Source organism: Actinacidiphila paucisporea (assembly GCF_900142575.1).
GTDB classification, from domain to species: Bacteria; Actinomycetota; Actinomycetes; order Streptomycetales; family Streptomycetaceae; genus Actinacidiphila; species Actinacidiphila paucisporea.
This window is the reverse complement of sequence record NZ_FRBI01000002.1, coordinates 145,660-172,498: the sequence shown is the minus strand read 5'-3', so window position 1 is coordinate 172,498 and position 26,839 is coordinate 145,660. Positions and strand designations below refer to the sequence as shown.

General features: G+C 74.2%; 23 protein-coding genes and 1 tRNA gene. 9 read left to right on the top strand and 15 right to left on the bottom strand.

What is annotated here, in order from left to right; genetic code table 11:
* Positions 1-158: 158 nt before the first annotated feature.
* From BUE44_RS03960 to BUE44_RS03950, 3 genes are all read left to right on the top strand, one after another.
* Entirely contained in the window at positions 159-1,160 is a 1,002-nt protein-coding gene (locus tag BUE44_RS03960) for a carbohydrate ABC transporter permease (RefSeq protein ID WP_073493742.1), read from the top strand.
* 2 nt (positions 1,161-1,162) lie between these two features.
* On the top strand, positions 1,163-2,080 hold the full coding sequence (locus BUE44_RS03955) for a carbohydrate ABC transporter permease (RefSeq protein ID WP_073493740.1): 918 nt from the start codon (positions 1,163-1,165) through the stop codon (positions 2,078-2,080).
* Between the two features lie 96 nt (positions 2,081-2,176).
* The gene (locus tag BUE44_RS03950) at positions 2,177-3,658 is read left to right on the top strand and encodes a glycoside hydrolase family 1 protein (protein WP_073493738.1); all 1,482 of its coding nucleotides are present in this window, start codon (positions 2,177-2,179) and stop codon (positions 3,656-3,658) included.
* 102 nt (positions 3,659-3,760) lie between these two features.
* On the opposite strand, the gene BUE44_RS03945 is transcribed toward BUE44_RS03950, so the two are convergent.
* The 3 genes from BUE44_RS03945 to BUE44_RS03935 form a co-directional block, all read right to left on the bottom strand.
* Complete coding sequence (locus BUE44_RS03945) at positions 3,761-5,215, bottom strand: cellulose binding domain-containing protein (RefSeq protein WP_073493736.1); 1,455 nt, start codon at positions 5,213-5,215, stop codon at positions 3,761-3,763.
* 130 nt (positions 5,216-5,345) lie between these two features.
* Complete coding sequence (locus BUE44_RS03940; protein ID WP_073493733.1) at positions 5,346-6,710, bottom strand: sensor histidine kinase; 1,365 nt, start codon at positions 6,708-6,710, stop codon at positions 5,346-5,348.
* Entirely contained in the window at positions 6,707-7,396 is a 690-nt protein-coding gene (locus tag BUE44_RS03935; protein ID WP_073493731.1) for a response regulator transcription factor, read from the bottom strand. The genes BUE44_RS03940 and BUE44_RS03935 overlap by 4 nt, the downstream gene beginning before the upstream one ends.
* A gap of 43 nt (positions 7,397-7,439) precedes the next feature.
* Here BUE44_RS03935 and BUE44_RS03930 point away from each other — a divergent pair, with 43 nt between their 5' ends.
* On the top strand, positions 7,440-7,940 hold the full coding sequence (locus BUE44_RS03930; RefSeq protein WP_200804325.1) for a hypothetical protein: 501 nt from the start codon (positions 7,440-7,442) through the stop codon (positions 7,938-7,940).
* Positions 7,941-7,989: 49 nt separating this feature from the next.
* On the opposite strand, the gene BUE44_RS03925 is transcribed toward BUE44_RS03930, so the two are convergent.
* Entirely contained in the window at positions 7,990-8,859 is an 870-nt protein-coding gene (locus BUE44_RS03925) for a spermidine synthase (RefSeq protein ID WP_073493729.1), read from the bottom strand.
* Positions 8,860-8,883: 24 nt separating this feature from the next.
* On the bottom strand, positions 8,884-9,297 hold the full coding sequence (locus BUE44_RS03920) for a hypothetical protein (protein WP_073493726.1): 414 nt from the start codon (positions 9,295-9,297) through the stop codon (positions 8,884-8,886).
* A 228-nt stretch (positions 9,298-9,525) separates the two neighbouring features.
* Between BUE44_RS03920 and BUE44_RS03915 the strand changes: the two genes are divergently transcribed.
* Complete coding sequence (locus tag BUE44_RS03915) at positions 9,526-10,758, top strand: transcriptional regulator (protein ID WP_073493724.1); 1,233 nt, start codon at positions 9,526-9,528, stop codon at positions 10,756-10,758.
* 84 nt (positions 10,759-10,842) lie between these two features.
* Positions 10,843-12,312 carry an alpha/beta hydrolase gene (locus tag BUE44_RS03910; protein ID WP_073493722.1) on the top strand — a complete coding sequence of 490 codons (1,470 nt, stop codon included), beginning with the start codon at positions 10,843-10,845 and terminating at the stop codon, positions 12,310-12,312.
* A gap of 170 nt (positions 12,313-12,482) precedes the next feature.
* On the opposite strand, the gene BUE44_RS37360 is transcribed toward BUE44_RS03910, so the two are convergent.
* The 8 genes from BUE44_RS37360 to BUE44_RS03870 all read right to left on the bottom strand — a co-directional run bounded on the left by BUE44_RS37360 (position 12,483) and on the right by BUE44_RS03870 (position 21,984).
* Positions 12,483-14,927: a phosphatidylglycerol lysyltransferase domain-containing protein gene (locus tag BUE44_RS37360; protein WP_073493720.1), complete on the bottom strand. Its 2,445-nt coding sequence runs from the start codon at positions 14,925-14,927 to the stop codon at positions 12,483-12,485.
* Between the two features lie 107 nt (positions 14,928-15,034).
* Positions 15,035-15,108 (bottom strand) — tRNA-Lys (locus tag BUE44_RS03900).
* A gap of 56 nt (positions 15,109-15,164) precedes the next feature.
* Entirely contained in the window at positions 15,165-15,767 is a 603-nt protein-coding gene (locus BUE44_RS03895; protein ID WP_235001895.1) for a bifunctional DNA primase/polymerase, read from the bottom strand.
* A gap of 109 nt (positions 15,768-15,876) precedes the next feature.
* Positions 15,877-16,266 carry a hypothetical protein gene (locus BUE44_RS03890; protein WP_235001894.1) on the bottom strand — a complete coding sequence of 130 codons (390 nt, stop codon included), beginning with the start codon at positions 16,264-16,266 and terminating at the stop codon, positions 15,877-15,879.
* 74 nt (positions 16,267-16,340) lie between these two features.
* The gene (locus BUE44_RS03885; protein WP_073493718.1) at positions 16,341-17,714 is read right to left on the bottom strand and encodes an AAA family ATPase; all 1,374 of its coding nucleotides are present in this window, start codon (positions 17,712-17,714) and stop codon (positions 16,341-16,343) included.
* A complete protein-coding gene (locus BUE44_RS03880; protein ID WP_073493716.1) occupies positions 17,711-19,285 on the bottom strand; it encodes a hypothetical protein in 1,575 nt (524 codons plus the stop codon). Before BUE44_RS03880 ends, BUE44_RS03885 begins: the two co-directional genes overlap by 4 nt.
* A 499-nt stretch (positions 19,286-19,784) precedes the next feature.
* The gene (locus BUE44_RS03875; RefSeq protein WP_073493714.1) at positions 19,785-20,891 is read right to left on the bottom strand and encodes a hypothetical protein; all 1,107 of its coding nucleotides are present in this window, start codon (positions 20,889-20,891) and stop codon (positions 19,785-19,787) included.
* A gap of 85 nt (positions 20,892-20,976) precedes the next feature.
* Positions 20,977-21,984, bottom strand: a complete 1,008-nt coding sequence (locus BUE44_RS03870) for a phosphatase PAP2 family protein (RefSeq protein WP_079189468.1) — start codon at positions 21,982-21,984, stop codon at positions 20,977-20,979.
* Between the two features lie 300 nt (positions 21,985-22,284).
* On the opposite strand from BUE44_RS03870, the gene BUE44_RS03865 reads away from it, so the two are divergent.
* The 3 genes from BUE44_RS03865 (at position 22,285) to BUE44_RS03855 (ending at position 24,190) form a co-directional block, all read left to right on the top strand.
* Complete coding sequence (locus BUE44_RS03865) at positions 22,285-22,974, top strand: TetR/AcrR family transcriptional regulator (protein ID WP_073493712.1); 690 nt, start codon at positions 22,285-22,287, stop codon at positions 22,972-22,974.
* Between the two features lie 44 nt (positions 22,975-23,018).
* Complete coding sequence (locus BUE44_RS03860; RefSeq protein WP_073493710.1) at positions 23,019-23,609, top strand: histidine phosphatase family protein; 591 nt, start codon at positions 23,019-23,021, stop codon at positions 23,607-23,609.
* A gap of 152 nt (positions 23,610-23,761) precedes the next feature.
* Positions 23,762-24,190, top strand: a complete 429-nt coding sequence (locus BUE44_RS03855; RefSeq protein ID WP_073493708.1) for an OsmC family peroxiredoxin — start codon at positions 23,762-23,764, stop codon at positions 24,188-24,190.
* A gap of 16 nt (positions 24,191-24,206) precedes the next feature.
* Here BUE44_RS03855 and BUE44_RS03850 read toward each other — a convergent pair whose 3' ends face one another.
* Both BUE44_RS03850 and BUE44_RS03845 read right to left on the bottom strand, forming a co-directional pair.
* Positions 24,207-25,490, bottom strand: a complete 1,284-nt coding sequence (locus BUE44_RS03850) for a M6 family metalloprotease domain-containing protein (RefSeq protein ID WP_235001892.1) — start codon at positions 25,488-25,490, stop codon at positions 24,207-24,209.
* Complete coding sequence (locus tag BUE44_RS03845; protein ID WP_407639991.1) at positions 25,465-26,658, bottom strand: M6 family metalloprotease domain-containing protein; 1,194 nt, start codon at positions 26,656-26,658, stop codon at positions 25,465-25,467. The genes BUE44_RS03850 and BUE44_RS03845 overlap by 26 nt, the downstream gene beginning before the upstream one ends.
* Positions 26,659-26,839: the final 181 nt, after the last annotated feature.

Below are 26,839 nucleotides of genomic sequence, written 5' to 3'. Positions count from 1 at the left end.
GGGGCCGCCCGGCAGTGTCTCCCACCTGCCGGGCGGTCCGTATTCAGGGCTTGCTGCGAGAAGTGAACGCATCCGGCCCCAGGCCACTTCAACTTCTGAACAACCCTCCCCCCGCCCCCCGGTCCACCGCCCGCACCCCTACGGGAAGGACGCCACTCGTGGCCACCTCCGTCAGGGCGACGTCCGACGGCAGCCCGCCGTCGTCCCGGCCCGCCCCGAGCACGTCAGACAAGAGCGGCAGCCGTCCTCCCGGCTGGCGCACCAAGCTCTTCCGGTTCGACACCAAGGCGTCCCCGTACGCCTACGTGGCGCCCTTCTTCATCCTCTTCGCCGCCTTCGGCCTCTTCCCGCTGATCTACACCGGCTGGCTCTCGCTGCACCAGGTGGAGCTGGGCACCCACGCGAAGTGGGTCGGCTTCGACAACTACACCGGCCTGTGGGACAACCAGTTCTTCTGGAAGGCGCTGCGCAACACCTTCACGCTCGGCGTGATCTCCACCGTGCCGCAGCTGATGATCGCGCTGGGCCTCGCGCACCTGCTCAACTACAAGCTGCGCGGCCGGGGCTTCTTCCGGGTCGCGGTGCTGGCGCCGTACGCCACCTCGGTCGCCGCCGCCACGCTGGTCTTCATCCAGATGTTCAACCCCGACTACGGGATGATCAACCAGCTGTTCGGCCACATCGGGCTCGGCCACGTCGACTGGGAGTCCTCCAAGTGGCCCGCCCAGATAGCCATCTCGACCATCGTGACCTGGCGCTGGACCGGCTACAACGCGCTGATCTACCTGGCCGCGATGCAGGCCGTGCCCGCCGACCTCTACGAGGCGGCCGCGCTGGACGGCGCGTCGCGCTGGCGGCAGTTCATCAGCGTCACGATCCCGTCGATCCGGCCGACGATCCTGTTCACCATCATCGTCTCCACCATCGGCGCGACCCAGCTGTTCGGCGAGCCGCTGATGTTCGGCGGCGGCGTCGGTGTGACCGGCGGCACCGACCACCAGTACCAGACGCTCAGCCTCTACATGTACGACAAGGGCTGGAACACCGGCGAACTCGGCCAGGCCTCCGCCGTGGCCTGGGTGATGCTGCTGATCCTGCTGCTCATCGGCGCCGTCAACCTGCTGATCGTGCGCTCCAACCGCCGGAAGCTGGGGGCCTGACCATGGCTCAACTGACCGAGGCCGCACGGACCGCGGGACCGCGCCACTCCTCCGCCGTCCCCACCCGCCGCCGGCGCGTCAAGGCCGGCGGGGCGGGCAAGCAGCAGAACGCCGGGCCCGTCGCGTACGTCCTGCTGATCGTCGCCGCGGCGATCTCGCTCTTCCCGCTCTACTGGACGGTCGTCGCCGCGTCGCACACCGACACCGACATCACCCAGCCGCCGACCCCGCTGCTGCCCGGCAGCCACCTGGTGCAGAACCTCAAGGTGGTGTGGAACGAGGTCGACATGACCACGGCCCTCATCAACTCCACCATCGTGGCGGGCTGTGTCGCGCTGACCACCGTGCTGTTCGCGACGCTGGCCGGATTCGCCTTCGCCAAGCTGCAGTTCCGCGGGCGCAACATCCTGTTGATGATCGTGGTCGCCACCATGACGATCCCGCCGCAGCTCAGCGTGATCCCGCTGTACCAGATCATCACCAACGTGGGCTGGGTCGGCCACCTGCAGTCCGTCATCCTGCCGTCGCTGGTCGCCGCCTTCGGCGTGTTCTTCATGCGGCAGTTCCTCTCCGAGGCGCTGCCCATCGAACTGGTGGAGGCCGCCCGGGTCGACGGAGCGCACAGCCTGCGCATCCTGTGGCACGTCGTCTTCCCGATCGCCCGGCCCGCGATGGCCGTGCTGGGCATGCTGGTGTTCGTGCAGGCCTGGAACGACTTCTTCTGGCCGCTGATCGCACTGAACCAGCAGAACCCGACGGTGCAGGTCGCACTGGCGGGCGTCGGCTCCGGCAACCACACCATCGACCACGCCGCGGTCGTCACCGCCGCACTGGTCGCCACACTGCCGCTGCTCCTGGTCTTCGCCTTCCTCGGCAAGCACATCGTCGGCGGCATCACCGCGGGTGCCGTCAAGAGCTGAACTCCCAGCCCGCGGGGCCGCACCCTCGTGCCGCGCGGGCCGGCGGGAGCCCCCTTCTCCCCCGACTACCCCCTGATTCCCCTGGAGTCCCCCGTTATGACAGCTGTCCGATCAGAGAGCCCGGAGCTTTCTGCCAGCCCGGCCTCGCTCCGCTTCCCCCCCGGCTTCGTCTGGGGGGCGGCCACCGCCGCCTATCAGATCGAGGGCGCCGCAGCCGAGGACGGCCGTACGCCCTCGATCTGGGACACCTTCAGCCACACCCCGGGCCGGGTCCGCAACGGGGACACCGGCGACATCGCTGCCGACCACTACCACCGGTTCCGCGACGACGTCGCCCTGATGGCGGATCTGGGCCTGGGCGCGTACCGCTTCTCGGTGTCCTGGTCCCGCGTCCAGCCGACCGGCCGGGGCCCCGCGGTGCAGCGCGGCCTCGACTTCTACCGGCAGCTCACCGACGAGCTGCTCGACAAGGGCATCACCCCGGTCGTCACGCTCTACCACTGGGACCTCCCGCAGGACCTGGAGGACGTCGGCGGCTGGACCGTACGCGACACCACCGAGCGGTTCGCCGAGTACGCCGGGATCATGGCGAACGCGCTCGGCGACCGGGTGCCCTTCTGGACGACGATGAACGAGCCGTGGTGCTCGGCCTACCTCGGCTACGGCTCGGGCGTGCACGCCCCCGGGCGCACCGAGCCCGAGGCGGCGCTCAAGGCCGTCCACCACCTCAACCTCGCCCACGGCCGGGCGATCGGGGTTCTGCGTTCCGTTCTCCCCGCTACAGCGCAGACCTCGATCACCCTCAACCTGCACCAGATCCGCCCGCTCACCGACTCCGCCGCCGACCTGGACGCGGCCCGCCGCATCGACGCGGTGGGCAACCGGGTCTTCCTGGGCCCGATCCTCGGCGACGGCTACCCCGCCGACCTGCTGGACGACACCGCCCACCTGGTCGACTGGGAGTCGCTGGTCAAGGACGGCGACCTCGCCGAGATCGGCCGCCCCATCGACCTGCTGGGCCTGAACTACTACACCCCGACGCTGGTCTCCGACGGCCGGGTGCACTCCGACGGCGCCTCGGCGCCGCGCAACGACGGGCACGGCGCGAGCGACTACTCGCCGTGGCCCGGCTCCGAGCACGTCGCCTTCCACCTGCCCCCGGGCGAGACCACGGCGATGCGCTGGGCGGTCGACGCGACGGGGCTGCGCGACCTGATCCAGCGGATCAGCCGCGAGCACCCGGGCCTGCCGATGATGGTGACCGAGAACGGCGCCGCCTACGACGACTACATCTCGCCCGAGGGCCAGGTCAACGACCCCGAGCGGATCGCCTACCTGCACGGCCACCTGTCCGCGGTGCACCAGGCGCTGAGCGCGGGCGCCGACGTCCGCGGCTACTTCCTGTGGTCGCTGATGGACAACTTCGAGTGGTCCTACGGCTACAGCAAGCGCTTCGGCGCCGTCTACGTGGACTTCGGCACGCAGCGCCGGATCCCCAAGCAGAGCGCCCACTGGTACGCCTCGGTGGCGCGCGGAAACGTCCTTCAGGACCTGCCGGAGGAGGACGGGAAGTCCTGAGGGGACGGAGAAAAAGGAGCGGTACGGCGGTTCGAGGGTGCTGCCGTACCGCTCCTTGCCGTTCCTCTTCCGTGGGGGTGGGAGAGGACCGGGCTCGTGGTGTCAGCCGGTGTAGCCGGCGAAGGCCTGCGAGAAGGCACCCGCGCTCTGCGTGACGGAGCTGCAGCTCGCGTCGGCCCAGCTCTGGGCGCCGCCCGGGCACTGCTTGTCGCGGGTCGCCGACCACATCGACAGCCAGGCCAGGCCCTGGGCCCTGGCGAAGCCCACCAGCCGGGCGGCGTCGGCGACGGTGAAGACCTCGGTGGCGACGTCGTTGACGCCGATCATCGGGGTGACCGCGATCTTCTGCCAGGCGGCGGCGTCGGAGAGTCCGAGCACGCTCTTGACCTGCGCCTGGGTCGCGGTGGCGGCGTCGATCGCGTACTGCCCCATGTCGCCGGTGAAGGACGCCCCGTAGTCCATCGCCATGATGTTGACCGCGTGCACGTCCACGCCGTTGGCCTTGGCGTTCGACAGCAGGTCGATACCGTCCTGGGTCAGCCCGGTGGGCATCGCGGGCAGCGTGTACGAGACCTGGAGTCCGCTGTGGCCGCGCTGGAGCTGGGCGACGGCCTGGGCGCGGCGGGTGTTGGCCGCGGTGTCGGGCAGCGCGCCGCCCTCGACGTCGAAGTCGACCTTCGTCAGGCCGTATCGGTCGACGACCTTGCCGTACGCGGCCGCCAGGTCGCCGGCCGAGGAGCAGGCCGAGGCCAGCTCCGTACCGTTGGCGCCGCCGAAGGAGACCCGGACGTCGCCGCCCGCCGCGCGCAGGGCGCCGATCTGGGCGGCGACCGCGTCGCTGCCGAGGTCGGTGACACCGCCCCACTTGGGGACGCAGCCGGCGCCGGAGACGACGAAGGCCAGGTTGAACTGCTTGACGCCGCCTGCCTTGGAGGCGGCGACCAGGTCGTAGGCCGGGTAGAGCGAGGTGTCGACGTAGGGCGCGAAGCCGCCGCCGGTGGCCGAGCCGCTGCCCGGGCCGGTCGTGGCGGTGGCGGTGGGGGTCGCCGTGGGGGTGGGGGTCGCGGTCCGGGTCGGGGTGGGGGTGGCCGTGGGGTGGCCGGTGGGGGTCGGCGTCGGGCCGCTGTCCACCGAGCACTTGGCACCGTTGATCAGGCAGCCGAGCGGGTCGCCCGCGGTCCCGGTCGCGCTCGCCACGAAGCCGACCTCGGCCGTCGCGCCGGCGGCTATCGAGGAGTTCCAGCTCTCCGGCTTCACCGTCACGGTCTGCCCCGACACGGTGTAGGTGCCGTTCCACAGCGAGCTGATCGCCGTGCCCGCGGGCAGCTGGAAGGTCAGCGTCCAGCCGCTGAGGGTGCCGCTGGTGGAGTTGCTGATCACGTACTGCCCGGTGTAACCGCTGCCCCAGTCGCTGGTCTTGGAGTACGCGGCCCCGACCGTGGCCGCGCCGGCGGACCCCGCGAGGGCGAAGCCGCCGCCCGCGAGCGCCGCCGCGACGGCGACGGCGACGGTCAGCTGGACCTTGCGACGGGAACGGCGACGGTGCGTGCGTGCCATGTGCTGCCTGCCTCGGTTCGGGGAGAGGGGGTGACGCGCTGCACGCTAACGGCAGTCAGCCGGACGAAAGCCCTGTTCAGGACGCCCCGGCGGCTTCTTATGGCGGGCTTAAGCAACGGCAAGGGACCCGTTAAAGGTGGCCGCGCGCGGCGGGCCTGCCGCGCCGCTTGTGACCGGGTGCGACAGCGGCGGGTGCGCCGAGCGCGAGCCAGACCCGTATCTCCGCGCCGCCCAGCACGCTGCGGCCGATCCGCATGTCGCCGCCGGTGGACTCGGCGACCCTGCGCACGATGTCCAGGCCGAGCCCCGTCGACCCCTGCCCGCCGTCACCGTGGCCGCGCCGCACCGCGGCCGCCGGGTCCGCGACCCCGGGCCCGGCGTCGGAGACCAGCACGATCACCGCGTCGTCCGCGCGGTGCACGTCGACGGCGAAGGCGGTGCCCTCGGGGGTGTGCCGGAAGACGTTGCCGAGCATCGCGTCGAGGGCGGCGGCCAGTTCGCCCCGCGCCACCGGGACCCGTACCGGCCGGTCGGCGCCCGCCGTGCGCACTTCGCGGGCCTCGTCCTCCGCCAGCGCCGACCAGAAGGCCATCCGCTCCCTGATCACCTCCGCCGCGTCGCAGCCGGCCGCCGAGGCGGGGACGCGCTGCTCCCGCGCGGCCGTGATGATCTGGTCGACCTCCCGCTCCAGCTGGGCGACCGCGGCCCTGGTCTGGTCGGCGGCCGGACCCTCGCCCAGCGAGGCGGTGTTGAGCCGCAGCACGGTCAGCGGCGTACGCAGCCGGTGCGACAGGTCGGCGGCCAACTCCCTTTCCGCGGCCAGCAGATGCACCACCTGGTCGGCCATCGCGTTGAAGGCGGCCGCGGCCGACCGCAGCTCGTCGGGCCCCGCCTCCGGTACCCGCACCGCCAGGTCCCCCTTCCCCAACCGGTGCGCCGCTCCAGCAAGTTGCACGGCGGGCCGCACCATCCGGCTGCCCAGCCGGTCCGCGACGGCGACCGAGCCGACGATCAGCGCGAGACCCACCGCGGCGAGCACCAGCCACGCGGTGGCCACCCCCCGGGTGACGTCGCCGTCCGGCACGAAGACCTCGACGACCGCGATCGTCCCCGATCCCACCGCGGTCGGCCGCAGCAGCGCGTAGCCGCCCGCGACCCGCAGCGTGGCCGCCTCACCGTGCGCCGAGGCGCCGTCCAGCGCGGCCCGCGCCGCGTGCGGCTGCCCGATCCGCACCTCCGCGGTGTCCCGGGTCGGCGGGATGCGCAGCGCGATCCGCTGCATCGCCCCCGCCTGCGTGGTCGCCACCGCCCGCTCCAACTGCCCCCGGTCGGTGGTGATCGCCAGTGCGGGGGCGATGGCCGCGGCCTGCCGCTCGGCATTCGTCAGCGCCCGGTCCCTGGCCAGCTCCTTGACCACCAGGCCCAGCGGCACCGCGAAGGCGATCACCACCATCGCCGTGACCGCCAGCGAGACCCGGACCAGGGACCACCTCATACCGGCGGCTCCAGCTTGACCCCCACCCCGCGCAGCGTGTGCAGATACCGGGGCCTCGCGGCGGTCTCCCCCAACTTCCTGCGCAGCCACGACAGATGCACGTCGATCGTCTGGTCGTCGCCGTACGACTGCTGCCACACCTCGGCGAGCAGCTCCCGCCGGGCCACGACCACGCCGGGCCTGGCGGCCAGGAAGCTCAGCAGGTCGAACTCCCGCCGCGTCAGGTCCAGCGTCACCCCGTCCAGCACGGCCAGTCTGCGCCGCACGTCGATGGTCAGCCCGCCGACCGCGATGACCGCGTCCGCCGCGGGCGCCGCCGACCGGCTGCGCGCCCGGCGCAGCACCGCCGTCAGCCGGGCCGACAGGTGCTCCACGGAGAACGGTTTCACCAGGTAGTCGTCGGCGCCCGCATTGAGCAGCCGGACGATCTCCGCCTCGTCGTCCCGCGCGGTCGCCACGATCACCGGTACGTCGCTGAGCCCGCGCAGCATCTTGAGCGCCTCCGACCCGTCGAGGTCGGGCAGCCCGAGATCCAGGATCACCACGTCGAACCCGACCTGTGCGACCTCCCGCAGCGCCTCCAGCGCGGTCCCCACGCTGCGTACGGTGTGGGACGCGTCCGTCAGATGCCGGATCAGGGCCGAGCGCACGAACTGGTCGTCCTCGACCACGAGCACACTTGCCATGCGCGGCAACCTAGCGTGTTACGCCGCCGCGTGGTGCGGCAGTATGGCCGATGTGCACCGAGGGCTCCTCCACACCTGCGTCTGGGCGCTGACCACCGCGGCGGCGGCGACGCTGTCCTGGTTCGGCGTCCACAGCGTGCTGCGGGGCACCGCCTACGACCCGCCGCGCGCCCTGCCGGTGACGGCGCCCGCGGTGGCCTCCTCGACCCACCGCCCCCGGACGGTCGCCCCGGCCACCCCCGCCCGGCGCCGCCCGTCCACACGCCCGCCGTCCCGTTCCGCCTCGCCCTCCCCCTCCTCGTCGCCCTCCACCTCGGCTCCCGGCCATGTGCACGGCTACACGATGCGGGGCGGCCGGGTGGTCCTCGCGCTCGGGCCGAGCACGGCCACGCTCGTCTCGGCGACGCCGAACCCCGGGTGGGACATGCAGGTCTGGCCGGAGGACGGGTGGCTGAGGGTCACCTTCACCTCCGGTGGTTCGGCGTCGACGGTTTTCTGCACGTGGAACGGGCATCCGCCCGCGGTGCAGTCGTACGAGGAGTAACCCCCGCGGTGAGCGCGGCTTTCCGCGTACCCTCGCGCGGCGAGCGGTCCTAGCCGAAGGCGTCGGGGGGCGGCGGAGGTGAGGGGAGGGCGGTGGCGTCGGTCACCACGGCCGCGCCGGCGGTGAAACCGGCCAGCGGGGGGCCGTGTTCGACGCGGCCGGGGTGGGGGTCGGTGGCGACGCGGCGGGTGAGGTCGGCGACGGGGAGGTCGTGGTCGGCGGCCCACAGCACGGCGTTGCCGAAGCGCTTGCCGCGCAGGACGGCGGGGTCGGCGGCGAGGCAGACCTCGGCGAAGGCGGAGCGCACCGTGGCGATCTGGCCGCGCAGGAAGGTCAGGGCGCCGCCGTCGGTGAGGTTGGCGGCGTAGTCGCCGCCGGGCCGCAGCACCCTGCGGACGTCCGCGAGGAATTCCGCGCTGGTCAGGTGGGCGGGGGTGCGCGCGCCCCCGAAGACGTCGGCGATCACCAGGTCGGCCCAGCCGTCCGGCAGCTTCGCCAGGCCGGCGCGCGCGTCGCCGCCGCGTACCTTGATCCGCCAGCCGCGGTCCCACGGCAGATGCGTCCTGACCAGGTCCACCAGCGCCGAGTCCAGCTCGATGACCTGCTGGGTGGAGCGCGGCCGCGTGTAGGCGGTGTAGCGGGCCAGGGTCAGCCCGCCGCCGCCGAGGTGGAGCACCCGCAGCGGCATGCCCGGGGGCGCGACCAGGTCGATGACGTGGCCCAGCCTGCGCTGGTAGGAGAAGCCGAGATGGTCGGGCACGGCCAGGTCGACATGGGACTGCGGGGCGCCCTCGACGACCAGCGCCCAGGCGTGCGGGCGCTCCCGGTCCGGTACGAGGGCCGCGGCGCCGCCCCCGACCTGCGCGGTGACCGCGTCGGGTGTGCGGGCCCGGCCGCCGCGCTCTTTCTTGCCTGCCATGCGCCGATTATCGGTGCAGGACGGCTAGTGCGCGCGCAGGCCCTGGCAGCCGTCGACCAGCTCGATGGTCCTGGCGGCCTCGCCGAGCGCGGCCCGCAGCACCGCGGGGTCGGTCACCGCGGTGTCGGTGCGCGGCGGCAGCAGCCACCGAGAGTCGGCGACCGGCGGCGCCCCGTCCAATACCAGGCCGCGGCCGTCGGTGCGGGTGCACGAACTGCCCGGCAGGTCCCAGCAGTCCGCGGTGCCGCGCGGCACCAGGAAGCCCAGGCTGGCGCCGGCGTCGTCGTGCAGCACCGGGCCGACACCGCTGCCGTGCCGCAGCAGGTCCACCGCTTCGAGACCCTGCCGGGTCGGCACGGTCACCAGATCGCACGGAGGCGGCAGTTCACTGCGCTCCGCGCTCGGACCCGACGTATGCGTACCGCTGACGTCCAACAAGGCAAACGCTCCTCACGAGGGGATCGGCGCACGCTGTTCTTGTGCCACACCCGTACAACGCCGCACGGCGTCAACGGCTACGTGCGTTTCATGCCGTAAGGGGTGGCGTTTCATGGCAGATCGCACACCATATATCCCTTTTCAGTGGGTATCAGCCATTTCGCGCTTCCCGTCGGCCGGTACGTTCGTCCCGCCGCCGAGCGGCGCCGAACGTCGTGGGAGCTCGTCATGCCGCCGTCCCCTGCCCCGCCCACCCAGCCCGTGAACACCGCGATCCGGCGGCTCCGCGGCGACCGGTCGCCGGCCGAATTCGCCGCGGCCGTCCGGCGGGCCGCCCGCGAGATCGGCGAGCACGTCAGCTGCGACGCCCGCTACATCGGGCGGCTGGAAAGCGGCGAGATCCGCTGCCCCAACTACGCCTACGAGCGGGTCTTCCGCCACATGTTCCCCGGGCTCGGCCCCGCGGACCTCGGCTTCGCGCCCCGGCAGGCGGTACGCGGCCGCCGCGGCGCCGTGACACCCGCCGCCCCGCTCGATCCGGCGTACGAGGAGAGCGACGTGCAGCGTCGCGCGTTCATGACCGGCGGCCCGGCCGCCTTCGCCACCACACTGCTGTCCCGCGCCGACCGGCCCGCCCGGGCCGGCGCGGCGGAGGTGGCCGCCGTCCACGAAGCCGTACGGCAGATCAGGCTGCACGACGACCGCCACGGCGGCGACGGGCTCTACAGCGCCGCCGCCAGTGCGCTGCGCGGCGCCTACCACCTGCTCGACGAGACCACCCACAGCCCGGCCACCGCGACGAGGCTGGCCTCAGGGGCCGGGGAGCTGGCCATCTCGGTCGGCTGGCTCGCCCACGACTCCGGGCGGCTGCCGGAGGCCCGGTCCCACTACGCGGAAGCCCTCGCCACCGCCCGGATGGCGTCCGACCCCGCGCTCGAAGTGCACGCCTTCTGCAACACGTCCTTCCTGGCCAGGGACGCCGGCTGCCACCGGGAGGCCCTGCGCGCCGCGCAGGCCGCGCAGGTCCTCGCCCGCGACCTCGGCTCCCCCCGGCTGCTGTCCCTCCTCGCCCTGCGCGAAGCCGCCGGGCTCGCCGGGCTCGGCGAACTCCGCCGCTGCGAGCTCGCCCTCGCCCGGGCCCACAGCCTCTACGGGCGGGGGCCGCGCGACCGCGACCCCGCCTGGATGAGCTTCTTCGGCGAAGCCGAGTTCGCCTGGCTCGAAGCGCAGGCCTGGGCGGCGCTGGGCCGGCCCGCCAGGGCTGCCGGGGCCGCCCGGCACGCGGTGCACCTCCAGGACCCGCACTTCGTCCGCAACCTCGCCCTTTACCAGGCCGAGCTCGCCGTGAACCTCCGCCGCGCCGGCTCCCCCACGGAAGCCTCGTCCGTCGCCTCGATCGCCCGCCGCCTCCTCCCGGGCGTCCGCTCCTCCCGGGTCCGCACACTGCTCACCTCCGTGTGACCGGGCGGGCCGCCTGCCCGCCCACCTGAGGCGGCGGGGGCGGGCGAACGGGCAGACCCGAAAAAACGGACCTACGTTGGCTCCATGGCCCGCATGAGAACCGTCGCCGCCGTCGCCGCGGCACTGGCGGCGACCGCCCTGGCGGCCCCGCCGCGGGCGGGCAGCTCGGCCACCCCCGCCCCGTACGGCCAGAAGATCAGCTGGGCCGGCTGCTCCGGCGTCCAGGGACCCACCGCGATGGAGTGCGGCACCCTCACGGTGCCCCGCGACTACGCCCACCCCAGGAAGTCCGACGATCTGGACATCGCGGTGAGCCGCATACCGGCGACGGGCCCGGGCCCGCGCCTGGGCTCGCTCGTGGTGAACTTCGGCGGCCCCGGCATCCCCGGCATCACGGAACTGGCCCAACGCACCGCGGCCGGCGAGCTGGGCCGCCTCAACCGCCGCTACGACCTCATCGGCTTCGACGCCCGCGGCACCGGCCGCAGCTCCCCGGTGGACTGCGGGGACCTGGCCGGGGTGACCGCCACCGACCCGGTGGCCCAGGCCCGCCAGGTGGCGCAGGCCTGCCGCCGGCACTCCGGCGGGCTGCTGCCCTGGGTGGGCACCCCGAATGCCGCAAGGGACCTCGACGTCGTACGGTCCGCCCTCGGCGACGACCGCCTGAGCTACCTCGGCTTCTCCTACGGCGGCCGCCTCGGCTCGGTCTACGCGCACGAATTCCCGCAGCACACGGGCCGGGTCGTGCTGGACGGGGTGCCGGACCCGACACTGGACGACACGCAGACGGCGCTGGCCCAGGCGGCGGCCTTCCAGCACGCCCTCGGCGACTTCGCGGCTGACTGCGCGGCCCGCGGCTGCCCGGTGCCGGGCCGCACCGGCGCCGACGTGGTGGCCGGCATCGCGGCGACGAGCCGGAGCCTGGGCGGGAACGGCGTGGCGACCGTGTCCGGCCGACTGGACCGGGCGGGCTTCCTGCAAGGGGTGCAGAACGCGCTGTACTCCAAGGACGACTGGCCCTTCCTGCGGGACGCGCTCGGCGCGCTGCGCGGCGGTGACGGCGAGCCGATGATGCAGCTCGCCTACCCCGGCCAGCTCGGGGTGGCCCCGGCCCCGGTGGCGTCGACCTGGTCGGCGCCGGACAACTACGAGATGGCCAAGCTCGCGATCGACTGCCGCGATACGCCGGAGCGGCACAGTGCCGCCGCCGTGCACGCCCTCGACGGCCGCTTCGCGGCCGCCTCCCCGGTGTTCGGGCCGACCATAGAGGCGACACTGCTCTCCTGTTCCGGCTGGGCGCCCGGCGACCCCGCGTCCCGCCGGGTGTCGGCCCCCTCCGCGCCGGAGGCGCTGCTCGTCAGCACGACGGCGGATCCGGCGACGCCGTACCCCGGCGCGGCCCACATGGCGGCGGCGCTCGGCAACGGCAGCCGAGTGCTGACCTATCGGGGCGAGGGGCACGGCGCGTATTTCGCGCACAACCGGTGCGTGACCTCGACGGTCGAGGCGTACCTGCTCGACGGCGCGATGCCGGCCCGCGGCGCGGTGTGCTGATCCCCCCCGGGGGCGCGTGGGGGTACCCCAGGCGAAGCTCTGGGGGAGAACGGCGCGCTCAGCCCACCACCGGCCGGTGGTCCCGAGCGAAGCGAGATGGGGGCACCTCCCAGGCGAAGCTCTGGGGGAGGACCGGACAGCCCCTTCCGGACGGTGCCGACGTGCAGCCCTCAGCCGCGGAGGGCGACCACGGCGACTCGCGGGAGGTCCAGGCGGCGTTCGTAGAGGAGGTAGCGGGGGTGGCGGTGGGGGGCGTAGGGGGCGTAGGGGGGGTCGGGGGAGCGCCAGGGGCGGGGGCGGGTGGAGGTGATGTTGAGGGAGAGGCGGGTCACGCCGGACAGGGGCGGGGTGGTGGCGCGGGCGGCGGTCAGGAGGAGGTCGGTCAGGAGGTGGTCGACGGGCGCCAGGCCGGAGTCTCGGTCGTGGCGCAGGAGGTCGAGGGTGAGGCCGTCCCGGCCCCAGGGGACGAAGCCGAGGAGGGCGCAGGTGCGGCCGTTGGGGTCGCGGCACTCCGCGAGGAGGTAGTCCCCGTCGGCGGGGTCGCCGAGCCGCCCGAGGGCGGCGGCGAAGCGGCGTTCGGCGGGATGCCGGCGCCATGCGTCGGCGAGCTGGCCGAGGCGGCGGAATTCGTCGGCGCCGATGGCGGCCTGCCGCCGGTAGGCGGTGGTGTAGCCGGCGCCCGCGACGAGCCGGTGCGCCTCGACGAGCCCGGTGGCGCCCGCCTCGTAGGCCCCGCCGCCGCCCGCGGCGGACGCGTCGGCCGCCAGCGTCCCCACCTGGACCACCGCTTCCTCGCCGGAGGCGAAGCCGTGGAAGCCGGCCGCCTCGTATGCCTCCACGGCGTCGGGTCCGGCGTTGGTGACCGCGGCGACCCAGGCGTGGCGGTGGGTGTGGGCGAGCCAGTTGGCGACGGCGGCGGGCCAGGCGGTACGGGGTCCGAGGGGGTCGCCGGTTGCGAGGGCGACGCCGTTGACGACGCGGTAGAGGATCGCGGCGTCGCGGGACGGGCTCCAGCAGACGGACTTGTCGCGGCGCAGGGCGAAGTAGCCGAGCGAGTCGCGGCGGCCGTAGGCGCGGAGCAGCGCGCGGAGCCGGCGTTCGTCGGCGGGGACGAGGCGGGCGCGGCCGCGGGGGGCGCGGAAGAAGGCCAGCAGGACGACGAGCATCAGGGCGACGCTGAGGATGTTGATGGCCAGGTCGGTCCAGCCGGGCACGGTGATGCCGGGCAGGTCGAACAGGCCGGAGACGGTCAGGACGCGGACGACCGCGTAGCGCAGGCTGGCGCTCCACTGGCGGGGCGGTGCCTGGTCGGTGGCGTGGACCAGCAGGGTGCCGACGCCGACGGCGATGACCGCGCCGACGAGCAGGCTGGTCAGGCCGAGTGCGGCGTTGCCGGGTTCGCCGCGGACGTTGAAGAGCGGGCGGGAGACCAGCAGGGCGGTGAGGAAGAGCAGGGTGATGGCGAGCGAGGCCCAGTTGAAGGGGTGGCCGCGGGATTCGCGGACGGCGGCGATGGTGGTGCCGATGGTGACGGTGTAGGCGACGGTCAGGACGGTGGTGACGATCCAGGCGGCGCGTTTGCGGCGGCGCAGGCTGATCGACAGGACCAGGGCGAGGGCGGCGCCGGTGAAGCCGGGGCTGACCAGGAAGGCGGTGACGTATTCGCCGTTGGTGGCCGCGCGCACCCGGTCGCGGAAGGGGACGACGACGCCGGTGACGACGTTGACCGCGGTGGCGGCCCGCAGATACCAGACGGCGGCGGCGGCGCCCGGGTCGCGCAGCGGCCGCAGCACCCGGGCGAGCAGCACTTCGAGCCGGGAGGGCGGCAGGTCGACGATGGTGGCGCGGGTCGGCGGGGCCTTGGTCAGGGACACCGGGTTGGGGGCGCCGGCGACGGCGTCCATGGCGCGGGTCTTCAGGGCGACCATCCGCCGGTGGATACGGTCCTCCCGGCGCTCCGCGCGGGCCATCCGGCGCGGCCTGCTGCCGTAGCGCCAGCGGGCCCAGGGACTGGCGGGCCGGGCGAGCCGCAGGGCGCCGATGACCGCGAGGAAGGGCAGCATCACGCCGAGCAGGCCGGTCCACACCTTGCCCTTGAGCATGCACAGCACAACGAAGCCGAGCAGTACGGCGGCGACGGCGTAAGGGGTCCAGGAGGTGCCGCCGACGAAGCCGCCGAGGGGGGCCTGGCCGATGAGCAGCAGGCCGATGACGGAGACGGCGAGGATGACCGCGTCGACGGACTGCCGGCCCTCCTCGCGCCAGTAGACGTCCTCCAGGTGCAGGACCAGCGCGAATTCGTCCAGGACCAGGCCGCAGCCGGCGCCGAAGACGAAGGCGAGGATGTTGTGGACGAGCGGGCCGCCGTGGACGGCGAACGAGCCGACGCCGCCGACCAGCATCATCACCTGGCCGAAGACGACATGGTGGATGTGCAGCCCGCCGGGCTGGACGTTACCGGGCCACCAGGACACGCCCCTGCGGATCATCCGGACGCTGAAGCGGATGAAGAGGAACGACCCGAGCAGGCCCGCGAGCAGCAGGAACAGCGGTGTCCGGCCGCCGGTGCCGGAGATCTCCACCCGGACGGCCTCGGTCAGCGACCAGTGCCCCATGGGACCAGCGTGGTGGTCGCCGCCCTTCCGGGCCGGGCGGCGCGCCGTGCGGCACGGTCCGGGTACGCCGAAGGCCCCCCGTGAGAACGGAGGGCCTTCGCTTCAGGTGCGCCGCCAGGGACTCGAACCCCGGACCCGCTGATTAAGAGTCAGCTGCTCTAACCAACTGAGCTAGCGGCGCCTGCTGACGTCGTAGACATTAGCACCGACCCCCGCGACCTGGAAAATCGATAAGGGTCACGCCCTTCCCGGCACCCCTGCCAGGGCCGCGGGGGCGGGCGCCGGGACGGTCCTGGCGGCCCGGACGCAGGCCCAGAGCAGGACGTCGGGGCCCGGCAGCCAGGGGTGCCGGGTGTCGGGGGCGACGACCCAGCGGGACATCCCGGTGCCGTCGCGGGCGTCGGCGGCGGGGTCCTGGTAGAGCGGCGGGACGGTCACCGCGTCGCCGGCGCCGTGGCACAGCATCGGCGGGACGGCGGCGGCCCACTCCTCCCAGCCCAGCAGCGCGGGCAGCCGCTGGGCGGTACCGGGGGCGACCAGCAACAGGACCCGGCCGCGGTGGACGGCGACCGGCCCGCTGCCGGGTCCCACGGACCAGAGCTGTTCGAGCACCCGGCGGCCGAACAGGGCGGTGAGATTGACCACGTCGAAGGTCCTGCCGCAGGGCAGCACGCTCGGGGCGCCCGGGCGGGCCGACCACAGGGCCTCGACGCTGCGCGGGAAGGCGCTCGCGGAGGCCAGCCAGGCGGCGCCTTCCGGGGTGACAAACGCAGTGTGCTGCCGCCGCTGGGCCTCGGTGACGATCCCGACGACGCTGGTGCTCCCCTGCCATTCGTCCATGGCATCTACAGGTACCGCCCTGCCCGGCGGTGCCCCGGTAAATCCGCCGAATACGGGACAGGAGCGGAAGGGAGGCGTACCCTATCGACCCCGCACGGCGACCGGCCCATTACGGGGTGACACCGTCGCCGGCGATCAGGCTCTGCCCGTACTCCGCCATCTTCCTGGCGTAGTCCTCGGTCCAGCCGGCCTGTACTGCCAGGTCGGCGGCGGTGAGCCGGTCGAAGCGGCGCGGGTCGGTGAGCTGGGCGGCGGCGATGGCCTGGAATTCGCTCGCCCGGTCGGCCGCGGTGCGGAACGCCTGCTCCAGCTCGGTGGCCCGGGCCAGCAGCCGCCGCGGGTCGTCCATCGATTCCAGCTCGAAGAAGCGGTCGCCGCCGGTGTCGGTCGGCGCACCGGGTTCGAACAGCAGTGGCGCGGGGCGTTTGGGCCGGTCGGCGCGGGACTCGTGCGGCTCACGGGACTCGCGGGACGGGCGAGCCGGTCGCGGCTCGGACATGCGATACCTCCGGGGTCGGTTCCGCCTTCCATTGTCCCGCGCCCCGCAAGTCCCCCCACGGGCCAGGCCCCCGGTCAGGGGCGCCAGCTCACCCGGTGTTCCGCGAGATGGGCGAGGACCGCGTGGTTGGCCTCCCAGCCGTCGGGGAACTTCACGGTGACGCCGAGCCGTACCGGCTCCGAGGACGGGTGCTCGTCCAACAGGTCCGCGACGCCGGCCCGGCAGACCACGATGCAGGCGTGCCGGTGCCGGGAGGCCAGGACGCACAGCCGGCCCGTCTCCAGGTGGAAGGCGGTGGCGTCCGGGCGCCCCGACAGCGGGTGCAGGACGACGGTGACGTCGAACTCCCTGCCCTGCAGGCGGTTCGCGGTGTCCACCGCAACCCCGCCCGGCCCGGCCCGCACGCCGAGTTCGGCCAGCGCACCGCGCACCGCGGCGGCCTGGTCGCGGTGCGCGGTGCCGACCGCGATCCGGTCGGCGGTCAGCGGCGCGGGGGCCTCGCCGCGCTCCGAGTACGTCACCCCGCCGCGGTCCAGCAGCCGCCGTACGACCGCGGCGACCGCGCGTACCGCCTCCGGGTCGGTGCGCGGGGTGTGCCGGGCGGGCAGTTCGAGCAGCCCCCACCCGGACTCGGCCGCCTCGTCCACCACCCGGTCCGGCCCGCCGCCGTCCCCCGGCACCCCGAAGGCCAGCCGCCGGTCACCGTGCCCCGTACCGCTCCTGAACGGCGTGTACGGGTAGAACGCCCGCGACACCAGCGGCGCCGCCGACGCCGGCAGCCGCCACGACACCGGCAGCCGGTGCTGCGGCAGCCCCGGGTTGTGCGCCAGCAGCGTGAGCACCGCGCTCGCCGACGGGTCCCAGCTCAGCCCCGCCCACTGCTCGGCGCCGACCACGCTGAAGGGGTCGAGCTGCCCCGGGTCCCCGACGAACAGGGCCCGCTCGAACAGCCCCGCCACCTGCAGCAGCGCGTCGGACCGCATCTGGTACGCCTCGTCCACGATGGCGTGCCGCCAGGGCTCGACGTCCTTCACGTACGCCCATTTCGCGGCCGTCGCGATCACCACCGTGCGGTCGCGGAGGTCGGCGACCGAGGAGGACTTCATGACCTCCGGGTGCCGGTCGAGCACCGGGTCGGGAGGCGAGTCCGCGCCGTGCAGCCGCCCCACCGGCAGCGTCGGCTCCGCGGTGGCGAGCCGATCCGCGAGGTCGTCCACCTGCGCGTTCGTCTGCGCGACGATCATCAACCGCTCGCCGGCGGCGGCCAGTTCGCGGGCCGCGCGCACCACGAGCGTCGACTTCCCCGCCCCGGGCGGCGAGTCCACGACCACGCCGCGGGCAGTGCCGTGCAGCGTGCTGTCCAAGATCGCCGCGGTCGCCGCGGCGGCCTCGGCCCCCGGGTCGAAGCGGCCGCCGGGGCCGCCGGCCTGGTCCCCGCCCCGCGTCACAGGAAGTCCTCCGCCGTCACCACGTCCGGTACGTCCCCCGGTCCGGTGCCGCCCGCGCCGGTGCCGCCCGCGCCGGGCGGCCCGCCGTGCGTCCACGGCGTCGCCTCCGCCTCGGGCAGCGCGGGCCCGCCGCGCGGGTCGTGCGCGAACAGCGTGAACGTCACCCTCTCCCCCACCTCCGGCACCGAGCCTTCCCGCGGTAGCTTGCCCGTACCCATCCCGCCGGTGATCTTGACCGTGACGGTGCACTCGGCGGACCCTCGGGCCGGTACGACGTCCAGCACCTCGGCGCTCTGGGCGGACCTCGTGTCCGGGAGCGCGCGGTAGGCCTTAGCCCCCGGGTCCGCCTGGGGGACGTCGGGGGTGGCCACGGTCAGCACCGGGCGGGGCATCGGGCGGCGGCCCTCGGAATACGTCATCTCCACCGCGAGCACCGTGCCCGCGAAGGCCTCGCCGCCCAGGCGCCTGGCCGCCATCACCAGCGGGTCGTCCAGCGCCTCCTGGGCGAACAGCCGGGCCTGGGCGGTCTCGCGGCCCGCGAGCTTCTGCGCGGCCGTCACCGCGTCGTCGCGCTTCGGCTGCGGCGGCTCGCCCGCGCGGACGCGGTCGCGGTGGCCGGTGAAGGACCAGCGGTCGCGCTTCCAGCGCTCGGCCACATGCGCGCCCTCGGGCAGTGCCCGCAGCAGATCCACGCCGTGCCACACGTCGTCCCACGTCGGCTGCAACTGCGACGTCACCAGCCGCCGCACGTCCGCCTCCGCGACCCGCAGCGGGCCCGCCGTGCCCGCCGACCTGGCCGCGTCGTAGCGCTCCAGGGCCGGTGCCAGCACGCGGTTGTCGAACACCGGGTCGGTGGCCGGCCCCGCCGGCGGGCTCAGCAGCAGCCCGTGCCGGTCGCGCCCGGTCTGCGCGCGCGCCGCCGCGGCCGGCCCGTCCATCCCCGGCGGCGGGTCGATCCAGCCCAGCAGGCCGCCCAGGTGCTGGTCCTCCATCGCACTCTGGCCGGTGGCCCAGTGCCGGGTCAGCAGGTCCGTCATCGCGACCAGCAGCGCGCTGCCGGGGGTGCGCGCCCGCTCGGCCAGATGCGTGAGCCAGCGCCCCAGAAGCGGTACCGGTACCGGCACCGGGTGCGGGGCCTCCGGGTCCTCGACCGTCCGCAGATAGCGGGTGGACCGGCCGAGCAGCCGTACGTACTCCAGCGCGGCGGCGTTCGGCACGATCATCTGCGGGGCGTCGGCGCAGACCTCCGCCTCCTCCCGGTTGCGGGTGGCCGGCTCCGTCTCGACGTCGTCGGCGTACTCCTCGATGGCCGGGAGGATCGCCGCGGCCAGGCCCGCGAAGAAGTCGAAGCGCTGGGCGCGGTCGAGTGGCTGCGGCACCACCAGCACGGTCGGGGCGGTCCGCTCGGTGCCGATCATCGCCCCGAGCGGGGCGCCGGCCTCACCCGCGGTGGTCAGCGGCACGAACACCAGCGGGCTCTCGGCGAGCCGGTGGTGCCGTACCGTCGCGGCGGGCACTGCCCGCCCGCGGGCGACGGCCTCCGCGCGGGCCAGCACATTCATGACCGTCACGCGACCCCGCCACTCCCTGCGGGGTGCCCTTGCCGTACGCCGGCGCCAGCCCCAGCGGGATGCACCTGCCACACGTCGGCGCCACCCCCTGCGGGATGCACCTGCCACACGTCGGCGCCGCCCCGACGGGGGTGCGTCTGGTGTCGCCGGGCCACCGGCCGGCTCGTGGCTGGGCGCGCAGTTCCCCGCCGCTCCCTGCGGGGTGCTGTTACGGACTCCACAGTCGCGGTGTGTGGGGGGCTTGTCGCGCAGTTCCCCGCGCCCCTGAGGTCCTGCCCTCCGCGGTGGCATACGCATCTTGCGGTGCGTTTCGGCTGGGCGCGCAGATCCCCGCACCCCTGGGGGGTGGCCCTCGGGGCGGGGGGCGCGGGGGTTCGAGGGGCGCGGGGAACTGCGCGCCCAGCCACGGCGTGGCGGGGCTGTGGGCGCGGCAGGACGGGGCTGCCACCCGTGGGTGCGGGGAACCGCGTGAGGAGTCGGCGCCCGGGTTCGGGGCGGGTCATGAGGTGGGGTGCGCGCGGAGCGCTTCGGCGCGGAGGGCTGCCGCACGGCGGAGCGCGGTGACCGCCGGGTCGTCCTCACCGTCGCAGGGTGCGGAGGTGGCCGCGGACAGGACCGCGCCGACCGTGGTGAGGGCGCCGAGGTCGGAGCGCAGACCCCGGCCCAGCGCGTCGACCGAGTCGGCGGCCCGCGCGCGGTCACGGCAGTGGAAGGCCAGCTCGCAGCTGGACAGGCACTCGGGGGCGTAGGCGGCCGGGACGGAGTCCACCGCCGCGGTGAGGTCGGGGCCGGGTCGCGCCGGGTCGAAGGTGGTGCCCTCGGGGAGCGCGGCGGCGATCTCCTCGATGCGGGTGAGCCGGGCGAGCTGGCGCCGGGTGACGGCAAGCTGCTTGCGGACGTCGACCCATTCCGCGGTGGGCAGGTTGGAGAAGTCCTTGGGGCAGACCAGGAGCACGTCGGTGCGGGCCCGGCCGGCTTCGATCGCGTCGAGGGCCAGTACGTAGACCGCCGCCTGCCGGGCGGCCGCACCGACCTTCACGGCGTCGGCGCCGCCGTCCAGGATCGGGAAGGACTTGATCTCGGCGACGGTCCAGGCGCCGTCGGGGGCGACGGCTACCGCGTCGGGTTCGAGGAAGACCGTGGAGCCGGCGACGTCCAGGGCCAGCAGCGGGTGGTCGAGCAGCGTCCAGGACCCGGGCGCCGCCTCGGCCAGGGCGAGCCTGGTGCGGGCGGCCCGCCCCTCGGGGCCCGCCGCGCCGAGGTCGGGGACCTCCGCGTGCGCCCCGTCGGCGCCCAGCAGCCGCAGCAGCTCGGCGCAGCCGTCGGCCTTGACCCTGGCTTCGAAGGCGTGGCCGCGGGAGAAGGCGAACCGCGACTGGCCGAAGCGGGCGGGGGCCCCGAGCGCCTCGGCGACGGCGCCCTTGTCGACGCCGGCGGCGTCGAGCAGGGCGCGGCGCCGGCAGCCGGGGTTCGCGGCGAGCGCGGCCAGCGCCCGCGCGTCGAGCGGTCGGGGTGCGACGTCCGGCCCGCGCAGGGCGGCCAGCCGCTCCGGCAGCGTGTGGTGCACAGTTCTCACCCGCGAAAGTGTGGCATCCGCGTACGACATCCCACTCCACCCCTGGCACGAAGGCCCCTCAGGGGGCGTGGCCGCCCGAGGGCCGACCCGCCCGGCCGGGGCGGCCGATGCGGTGCTAGGACATCCGGCTGCGCTCGCCGCGCCCGACCTCGCTGGTGCCGCCCGCGTCGGGGTCGTCGTGCCCCGTCGGCCTCGCTCGGGGCGACGGCACCTTCCCGGCGCCGCCGGCTTCGCGGGCCGTCAGGTCGTGGGCCCGGGCGGGGGCGCCGCCCGACGGCACGGTGACCGGCGGCTGGGCGGAGGAGGCGCCGGCCGAGGCGATCGTGACCGGCTGCTGCGGGGCGGACCGGCCGCGGACCTTGAGCTGGGTGCGGTCGACCAGGCGCAGGGCGGGGCGGGCCAGCAGGAAGCCGACGCCCATCGTGGCGACGCCGGCTGCCGCGTCCATCAGGTAGTGGTTGGCGGTGCCCATGACCACGAAGGCGGTGGTCAGCGGGTAGAGGATGCCCAGCGCGCGGACGGCGCGGTGGCGGCCGTAGCGGAAGAGCATGATGCCGCACCACAGGGACCAGCCGACGTGCAGGCTGGGCATGGCCGCGTACTCGTTGGTGAGATGGCCCAGTCCCCGGGGGGCGCTCGCGTCGGTGCCCCACCAGCCGTAGGAGCCGTACTGGGCCATCGTGTCCATGAAGCCGTGCGCGCCGGGGAGCAGCCGCGGCGGGGCGGTCGGGACGAGGGTGAAGCCGATCAGGCCGATCAGGGTGGAGACGAGCAGCCACGTGCGGGCCACCCGGTAGTGGGTGGGGCGGCGGAGCCAGAGCCAGACCAGGATCGAGGGGGTCACCACGTAGTGCAGCGAGGCGTACGCGAAGTCCGCCGGCACGCCGAGGAAGGCGTGGTGGGTGAGGAGCTGGTTGAACCAGCGCTCCGGGTCCAGGTGGGTCAACTGCTCGAAGTGCAGGATGTCGGCACCGTGTTCCACCGCGTCGTCCACATCGCCACGCACCAGGAGTCTCGCGCCCGAATACAGCGCGTAGACCACGGCGATAAGCGGCAGCTCGGTCCACCAGCGCAATTTGCCACGATAGGCGGCAGCTCGCGGCGCGGTGGCGGTGATCGTCATGCGGGCGTATCTCCAGGTTCTCCGAAGGCCGCAGGTGGCGGTCATGGACTTGTCGCGTACCCTCTACCGTACGACGTACGCTAAACCGTACGCACACCGCCCCGGTCATAGCGCCAGAACCCCGATTTACCCTGGCGTTCAACGCTCGTACGGTGTTCAACCTTTCATCACGGGGGTATGCAAGGCCAAGGACGCCTTGCGCACCGTCCCGGGTTGCCCCCCCGTGTCGCAAGAGAGACCCGTGCGCAACCGACCGCAGCATCCGCGCACCGCAGCGAAGGACGAGAACAAGAGAACCCGATGTCCGTGACCCAGCCGGTCCGTCCCCCACGGCGCCGCGCCCCGCGCAATTCGCTCAACCCCGACCGTATCCTCGATGCCGCGCTCACCCTGCTCGACCGCGACGGCGCCGAGGCCTTCACCATGCGCGGCCTCGCCCAGCAGCTCGGTGTCGGCACGATGGCCGTCTACTCGCACTTCCGTGGCAAGGACGAGATCAGTGACGCCGTCGCCCAGCGGCTGCTGGACACGATAGAGCTTCCGCCGGGTGGTTCGGAGGACCCGGAAAGTGAATTGCGCGAGGTGTGCGTCGGGGTGTACCGGCTGTTCACCGAACATCCGTCGGCGCTCGAACTGCTGGCGGGAAGGCCGCTGCGCGGCGACGACGCGATCGCGCTGATCGACCGGATGCTGGGGCTGCTGCGGCGGGCCGGGCTGGGCCGCGCGGACGCGGCGCACGCCCACGTCGCGCTGATGCAGTACACGGTGGGGTCCGCGCTGTGGAACACCCGGCGGGCCCGGGCGCTGTGCCAGGAGGGCGCCAGGGAGCGGGTGCGGGCCAGGATCGCCGCGCTGCCCAGCGACACCTACCCGTCGCTGGTCGCGCTCGCGCCCGAGCTGCTGTGCCAGAAGAGCGAGGGCACCGGGCAGTTCGAGTACGGCCTCGACGGGCTGCTGCGGGGGCTGCTGGGCGGGACACCGCAGGTCTGAGTGATGATGGGGGTCTCCCGCCCCCGCATGAGAGGCCGCCCTGCATGGCTGCGCGCATCCTTCTGGTCAGGCACGGCCAGACGGAATGGTCACTGTCCGGCCGCCACACCGGCCGTACCGACATCCCGCTGACCGAGGAGGGCCGCAGGACGGCCCGGCTGCTCGGCGACCGGCTGGCGGGCAGGCCCTGGGACGGGCTGCGCGACGCCGAGGCGCGCACCAGCCCGCTGCTGCGGGCCGCGGACACCTGCCGGCTGGCGGGCTTCCCCGGCGCCAAGGAGTGGGACGCGCTGCTGGAGTGGGACTACGGCGACTACGAGGGCCGCACCCCGGCCCAGCTGCAGGAGCTGCGTCCGGGCTGGAGCATATGGCGGGACGGCGTGCCGAACGGCGAGTCGCCCGACGACGTGGCGGCGCGCGCCGACGACGTGGTCGCCTGGGCCAGGTCGGCGCCGCGCGACGTGCTGGTCTTCGCGCACGGCCATGTGCTGCGCATGCTGGGCGCCCGCTGGCTGGGGCTGCCGCCGTCCTTCGGCGCGGCGCTACGGCTGGACCCGGCGTCGCTGTCGGTTCTCGGATGGGCGTACGGCGAGCCGGCGATCGAGCGCTGGAACGACACCGGCCACCTGGGCTGAGGCGCCGGCGGGGGGACGGCGGCCCGTCCGCGGCGGCGGACCGGGTCCGCGGGGCAGGGCGCCGGCACCGGTCGCAGGGCGCGACCCGGTAGCGTTCGGGAAGGCGGCGGGAGCCGCGGACCGACGGTACGTACTCGATGGAGGCTTTCCTCATGGCAACCACCCGCACCGCGACCACCCAGTGGAAGGGCGCGCTGATCGGCGGCGCCGGCACCGTCTCGCTCGACACCTCGGGCGTCGGCACCTACGAGGTCTCCTGGCCCTCGCGCGCCGAGGCCGCCAACGGCAAGACCAGCCCGGAGGAGCTGATCGCCGCGGCCCACTCCTCGTGCTACTCGATGGCCCTTTCGCACGGCCTGGCCGGCGCGGGCACCCCGCCGGAGACCGTGCAGACGGTCGCGAACGTCACCTTCCAGCCCGGCGAGGGCATCACCGGCATCACGCTGTCGGTGAAGGCCCGCGTCCCCGGCCTGTCGGCCGAGGCGTTCGAGGCGGCCGCGCAGGACGCGAAGGCCAACTGCCCGGTCAGCAAGGCGCTCGCCGGCGTGAACATCACCCTTGAGGCCGAACTGCTCAGCTGAGCCACGGTCGTTCGGGTCAGCGGCGGGTGACGCGTATCATCCAGTCGCCCGCCGCGTCGCGGCCGTCCACCGTGAAGGAGACGTGCGCCGCCTTGTCGGTGTACGTCTGGCCCGCGGTGAAGGGCGCGTCGTTGAGGGAGTTGAAGGCGCCGCTGCTGAAGTCGCAGGCGGAGGTGCCGGGGTGGCCGTCCACGACGGTGACCGGGCCCTTGCCCGAGTCGATGTCGGTACGCACCCGGTAGGCCAGCACGCCCTGGCGGCAGGCGTCGTGGTCGTCGCCGACGGCGGCCCTGGCCTCGATCACGAAGACCCCGGTGGGCCCGTAGGGGATCATCACGGCCTTGCGCCCGCCGGGCACCTCCACCGGGCTGAGGTGGTAGGTGGTGGTGCCGCGCGAGGTCACGCAGGCGACCTGGCGGTCGGTGATCCAGCCGAGCCGCCACTTGTGCCAGGCGAAGAGGTCCCCCTGCAGGCCCCAGTCCAGTGACATGGTGTCCCACTGGCCGGCGAGGCCGTCGGTGCGCTGGAAGTCGTCGGCGGCGTAGAGGTCGGGGAGCCCGAAGTCGTGGCCGTTCTCGTGGCTGAGGACCCGTGAACCCGACTGGTCGTGCCCGTAGATGAGCGAGACCTTGTTGAGGTGGGCGCCGTCGTCGGTGGTCGCGGCGGAGGCGCCGGTCCAGGTGACCGACAGCACCGCCTCGTCGGCGGGCGGTCCCGCGTTGGGGGTGACCAGGACGTTGACCAGGTCGTAGCCGCGAAAGTTAATCGTCGGGTCGGCGGCCTTGAGCAGGTCGCGCATCATCGCGGTGTGCGCGTCCCATCCGTAGCCGCGGCCTATCCCGTACGCGCTGAAGGGCTGCGGCATGCGTATGTAGCGCAGCACCGGCGTGGACCGGTAGTCGAGCCTGCCGTACGACGCGGACTTGTACCACTGCCTGACTGCCGGGAAGAACTCGGCGTACCGCTCGCGGGCGCCGTAGGGCGCGGGGGCGTCGGGGAAGTCGATCAGCAGGGTCAGGGCGCGGACCGTGCCGGTGGACGGGGCGAACTCGGCGTCGGGGCCGCGCTCGGTGGAGTCCGGGAAGCCCTCGGACATGGCTACGCCGGGGACGGCGCGCAGCGCGCAGGGCCGGGCGGCAGGCGGGGAGGCGGGCATCGCGGGCGGCCCGGAGCCGGCGGACACCGAGCTGCCGACGGCGAGCAGCCCGGCCGCCCCGAGGGCCGCCGTCCGGGCGCCCCGCGCGGCGAGCCGCCGCACGCCGCCGGGAGGCGCACTACCCCGGGCGGCCGGCACCGTCACCGCCCGGTGCGCTCTCGGTGACCTTGACCGCCCAGTCGCCGTCGGGCTCGTGGCCGGTGACGGTGACGCGGGTGGTGCCGTCGCGCAGGGCGTAGGACTCCCCCACACCGAGCGGGGCATCGGCCAGCGGCGGGTAGACCGAGGTGGCCGTGCAGGCGGAGTGGCCGGGGTGGCCGTCGATGACGTCGACGGGCCCGTCGCCGGACTCGCGGTCGGAGCGCACCTCGTAGAGCAGGACGCCCTGCCGGCAGGCGGTGCTGTCGTTGCCCGCGGCGCTGCGGGCCTCTATGGCCAGCGCGGTGTCGGCGCCGGTGCGGACGACCAGCAGCTTGGTGCCGCCGGGCGTCTCGTCGGGGCTGAGGTCGTGGTAGGTCGTGCCGGTGCCGGTGACGCAGCCGACCTGGCCGGGCCGCAGCCAGCCGAGCTTCCACTTGTGCCAGGCGAAGGGCTCGGGGGCCATGCCGAACTGGCTGCCCATCAGGTCCCAGTCGCCGACGTGGGTGTCCCAGTCGGCGTTGCTGCCGACCGGCGGCCGGTAGTAGAGGTCGGGCAGGTCGAAGACGTGGCCGGTCTCGTGGGCGAGCACGTTGCGGTCCGGGGGGTGCCGTTCGAAGACGGTCACCAGGCGGGCCAGCGGGTTGCCGTCGAGGGTGACGGGCGAGGCGAGGTTGACGACCTTGGTGGCGTCGGAGTCCACGCCGGGCGCGTCGGGGTCGGCGACGAGGTAGACCACCTCGTAGCCGCTGAAGTCCACCACCGGGTCGGCCGCGGTCAGGGCGTCGCGCAGGTACGCGGTCCGGTCGGCGGCCCGCCAGTCGCGGCTGATGGCGTACGCGGTCGCCGAGCGCGGCATCCGCACCCAGTGGCCCACGGTGTGCAGGTGCAGCCGGAACTGGCCGTAGGACGCCTGGTCGTAGAAGTCGGCGGTCGCCGGGTAGTGGTCGGCGGCGACCTCCTGCGGGGTCAGCGTGGGGGCGGCGTCGGGGAAGGACAGGAAGACCATCAGGGCCTTCACGTCGCCCGTCGCCCTGGCGTAGCCGCCGGGGGCGGTGTCCACGCCCTCGGAGTGGTGCACCTCGGTGCGCGGCAGCAGGCACACCGCGGACGCGGGGGCGGCGTGCGCGGACGGTCCGGTGGCCAGCGTCCAGGCGACCAGCGCGCTCAGCACGAAGGCCCCGGACGCCGCCGAGCGCACCCCGCGCGGGCGCCGGGGCGCGTTCGCGGCGCCACGCGCGGGCCGAACGCTTCCAGCGCCGCGCGTGTCGCCTGCCGAGATGCCTGACCGCCGCACATGGACCTCCGGGGAGGGTTCGCGAGCCCGTTCGGGACACCGTGACCACCTTGCTATG

Coding starts and splice junctions, on each gene's coding strand:
- BUE44_RS03890 (WP_235001894.1), bottom strand. CDS start 16,266: ATGTCCGAGCCGCGACCGGCTCGCCCGTCCCGCGAGTCCCGTGAGCCG.
- BUE44_RS03895 (WP_235001895.1), bottom strand. CDS start 15,767: ATGGACGAATGGCAGGGGAGCACCAGCGTCGTCGGGATCGTCACCGAG.
- BUE44_RS03930 (WP_200804325.1), top strand. CDS start 7,440: ATGGCCGATGTGCACCGAGGGCTCCTCCACACCTGCGTCTGGGCGCTG.
- BUE44_RS03945 (WP_073493736.1), bottom strand. CDS start 5,215: ATGGCACGCACGCACCGTCGCCGTTCCCGTCGCAAGGTCCAGCTGACC.
- BUE44_RS03870 (WP_079189468.1), bottom strand. CDS start 21,984: ATGACGATCACCGCCACCGCGCCGCGAGCTGCCGCCTATCGTGGCAAA.
- BUE44_RS37360 (WP_073493720.1), bottom strand. CDS start 14,927: ATGGGGCACTGGTCGCTGACCGAGGCCGTCCGGGTGGAGATCTCCGGC.
- BUE44_RS03940 (WP_073493733.1), bottom strand. CDS start 6,710: ATGAGGTGGTCCCTGGTCCGGGTCTCGCTGGCGGTCACGGCGATGGTG.
- BUE44_RS03915 (WP_073493724.1), top strand. CDS start 9,526: ATGCCGCCGTCCCCTGCCCCGCCCACCCAGCCCGTGAACACCGCGATC.
- BUE44_RS03925 (WP_073493729.1), bottom strand. CDS start 8,859: ATGGCAGGCAAGAAAGAGCGCGGCGGCCGGGCCCGCACACCCGACGCG.
- BUE44_RS03860 (WP_073493710.1), top strand. CDS start 23,019: ATGGCTGCGCGCATCCTTCTGGTCAGGCACGGCCAGACGGAATGGTCA.
- BUE44_RS03935 (WP_073493731.1), bottom strand. CDS start 7,396: ATGGCAAGTGTGCTCGTGGTCGAGGACGACCAGTTCGTGCGCTCGGCC.
- BUE44_RS03910 (WP_073493722.1), top strand. CDS start 10,843: ATGGCCCGCATGAGAACCGTCGCCGCCGTCGCCGCGGCACTGGCGGCG.
- BUE44_RS03955 (WP_073493740.1), top strand. CDS start 1,163: ATGGCTCAACTGACCGAGGCCGCACGGACCGCGGGACCGCGCCACTCC.
- BUE44_RS03865 (WP_073493712.1), top strand. CDS start 22,285: ATGTCCGTGACCCAGCCGGTCCGTCCCCCACGGCGCCGCGCCCCGCGC.
- BUE44_RS03855 (WP_073493708.1), top strand. CDS start 23,762: ATGGCAACCACCCGCACCGCGACCACCCAGTGGAAGGGCGCGCTGATC.
- BUE44_RS03875 (WP_073493714.1), bottom strand. CDS start 20,891: ATGTCGTACGCGGATGCCACACTTTCGCGGGTGAGAACTGTGCACCAC.
- BUE44_RS03950 (WP_073493738.1), top strand. CDS start 2,177: ATGACAGCTGTCCGATCAGAGAGCCCGGAGCTTTCTGCCAGCCCGGCC.